Consider the following 556-nt stretch of genomic DNA (forward strand, 5'->3'; position numbering starts at 1 on the left):
GTGCAGGCCGATGGAGGGCTCGTCGAGCACGTACAGCACGCCGACGAGGCCGGAACCGATCTGGGTGGCCAGCCGGATGCGCTGGGCCTCGCCGCCGGAGAGGGTGCCGGCGGCCCGGTTGAGCGAGAGGTAGTCGAGGCCCACGTCCACGAGGAAGCGCAGCCGCTCGTTGACCTCCTTGAGCACCCGCTCCGCGATGGTCTTCTCGCGGGCGCTCAGCTTGAGGGCGCGCAGGAACTCGGCGCACTCGCTGATCGACATCGCCGAGATGTCGGCGATGGACCGGTCCTGGACGGTCACCGCGAGGACGATGGGCTTGAGCCGCGTGCCCTCACAGGTCGGGCACGGCACCTCGCGCATGTAGCCCTCGAAGCGCTCCCGGCTGGCGTCGCTCTCGGCCTCGGAGTGGCGCCGCTTGACGAACGGCACCGCCCCCTCGAAGGCCGTGGTGTACGCGCGCTCGCGCCCGTACCGGTTGCGGTAGCGCACCTCGATCTGCGTCTTGTGCCCGTTGAGCAGGGCCTTCCTGGCCCGCTGCGGCAGTCCGGCCCACGGG

General features: G+C 71.2%; 1 pseudogene. It reads right to left on the reverse strand.

Features of this window, described 5'->3' with window-relative positions:
* Nucleotides 1-556 (reverse strand): annotated as a pseudogene (locus KUM32_RS41195) (excinuclease ABC subunit A); the annotation flags it as partial.

This window comes from Streptomyces sp. AC627_RSS907 (assembly GCF_019049165.1).